The sequence below is a fragment of the Tenacibaculum finnmarkense genomovar ulcerans genome (assembly GCF_900239495.1).
GTDB lineage: Bacteria > Bacteroidota > Bacteroidia > Flavobacteriales > Flavobacteriaceae > Polaribacter > Polaribacter ulcerans.
Genome location: NZ_OENE01000024.1, coordinates 1 through 2278, shown reverse-complemented (window position 1 = coordinate 2278; position 2278 = coordinate 1). Strand labels below are relative to the sequence as shown.

Annotated in this window: 2 protein-coding genes; both read left to right on the top strand. The window is 28.7% G+C overall.

The genetic code is table 11. The features are described 5' to 3' along the window. The first annotated feature begins 232 nt into the window (after positions 1–232). Positions 233–1531, top strand: a complete 1299-nt coding sequence (locus tag DPIF8902391_RS08115; protein ID WP_058885309.1) for an AAA family ATPase — start codon at positions 233–235, stop codon at positions 1529–1531. A 5-nt stretch (positions 1532–1536) separates the two neighbouring features. After that, positions 1537–2175, top strand: coding sequence for an RloB family protein (locus DPIF8902391_RS08110; RefSeq protein WP_058885310.1), 639 nt, complete (start codon positions 1537–1539; stop codon positions 2173–2175). Positions 2176–2278: the final 103 nt, after the last annotated feature.

Sequence of the window (2278 nt, the reverse complement as noted above, 5' to 3'; positions counted from 1 at the left end):
AAAATATATAATTTATTGCTAGTGCGAACCTACTTACGAAAATCCTTAGGGGATTTTCTATTCCGTTTTTATTTACTTAATTTAGTGCTTCAAAAACGCAACAAACCATATATAAATCGTTGGCAGTAAGCTGAGCAATGTAACTAATTAACAAAATTTAAACACAAAAACTTAAAACAAATCATTTTTTTACCGTTAATTTGTAAAAAACTTACAAAATAGAGATTAAAAAATGATAATCAATTTTAGTTTACAAAATTTTGGTTCTGTAAAAGAAAAACAGACGTTGACTTTTGAAGCAGACAAATCTGAACACCTTAATGATTATTACATAATGAATGTAAGTGGTTTTAGATTACTTAAACTAGCTCTTATCTATGGTGCTAATGCATCAGGAAAAACTACAATACTTAAAGGTTTGGAATTTTTAAGGGATTTAATTCTAGAACCCGAAGAAAAAAAAACTAATTCATTGGAATTCAAACCTTTTCTTTTCGATAAAGAGACGCCTAATCAGACTTCAACACTATCTATCGATTTTTTACAAAATGGAATACGATATGACTATGAAATAGAATTTACAGAAAAAGCAATCATTAGTGAAAAACTTGACAACTATAATCCAAAAAAAGCTAATGTTTTTAAAAGAAAAACTGATTTAAAACATCAGTTTACAGAGATAAAATTTGGCAGTAAAATAAAAAAAGACAAAACATTTATTAAAACTCTTGAATCTAACACTCTATGGAATAATAGCGTTTTAGGCGGGTTTCTAAAAACAAATATCGATTCTATTGAATTGAACGAAACCATAGATTGGTTCAAAACATACTTAAAGCCACTAGTATATACAAGAACTGAACTAGAAGGATATATAACATCAAAAATTGATAATAGTGAAATTTTAAAAAAAGATGTAATAAATATCTTAAAAAAAGCAGATTTTCATATTTCTGACATACATATTCAAGAAGAAGATAAAGAATTACCTGATGGTTTTATTGAGTTTGTAGAGAAACAACTTAAAGCCTCTAATGACAGAGTTAAAAAGCTTAAAGAAGAAGGTAAAATAACTTCAGTAAATATTGATTTTGAGCATACAGTAAATGGTAACAAGTATAATCTACCAATAGACCTAGAATCTCAAGGTACTAGAAGATATTATGGTTTTGCTGGTTTACTCGCTTTGTTAATTAAAAAAAATCACATTATTCCAATAGATGAACTAGAAGCTTCTCTTCATCCAGATTTGTATATTCAATTTTTATTATCATTTCTTGTTAACTCTGAAAATTCTCAAATATTAGCGACTACACATAATAGAGAAATATTAGATAATAAAGATGTTTTTAGAAATGATGCAATTTGGTTCACAAATAAATCAGAAGACTACTGTTCAACAGAACTTTACTCTTTAGCTGATTTTGATACTTCTGTCGTAAGGGACACTACAAACGTACTAAATGCATACAAGAGTGGAAAATTAAAAGGAAAACCTAATTTAGGTGATTACTACATTGATCTTGACTAACGCATATGAGACAAAGATCAAAAATAAAAATAAAAGGTTCCAAGGCATTTGCATTTGTTGTTGATGGAGATACCGAGGTTTGGTACTTACAAATGTTTAAGCGTAACGAAAGAGAGCTAAACATAAACATAGAGCCAAAACTTCCAAGTAAAAAAAGTATTCCTGAACAATTTAGAATGGTTGAGGATTTAGCTGAAGACTACACTAAAGTTTTTTGGATTGTAGATTATGATGTGATTGCAAAAGAAACACGTGAAACCAAAAAAAGTGCTGAAACAAGCGAACAGTTATTTATTAAACTAAAAGAAAAAGCTGAAAAGTTTAATAATGTTATTGTCGTTGTAAATAATCCCTGTATCGAATTTTGGTTTTTATTACATTTTGAAAGAACTAACAAACTATTTACAGACTGTAAATCAGCTGAAAAGCAACTAAAAAAACACTTAGCTGATTACCAAAAAACAAGAAAATATTTCACAAAACAGGATAATGATATTTACTTAAAACTCAAACATAAATTAAGTGATGCAAAAGTAAATTCTAAAAACCTAAAATTTGATAAATACAATACAAATAAAGCAATCTGTGAAATGAATTCTTTATTCGAAATGGAAGAAGTTAAAAAGATAACTGACAAAAAATAAAGCCTACTGCCAATCGAGTAGACGGCTCCGACTAAAATAGTCGGAGTGCGCCTCTCACACCACCGTACGTACGGGTCTCGTATACGGCGGTTCGTAAATCATC

Bases quoted from the DNA above. Each gene is read 5' to 3' on its own strand.
- DPIF8902391_RS08115 (WP_058885309.1), top strand. From the start codon at position 233: ATGATAATCAATTTTAGTTTACAAAATTTTGGTTCTGTAAAAGAAAAA.
- DPIF8902391_RS08110 (WP_058885310.1), top strand. From the start codon at position 1,537: ATGAGACAAAGATCAAAAATAAAAATAAAAGGTTCCAAGGCATTTGCA.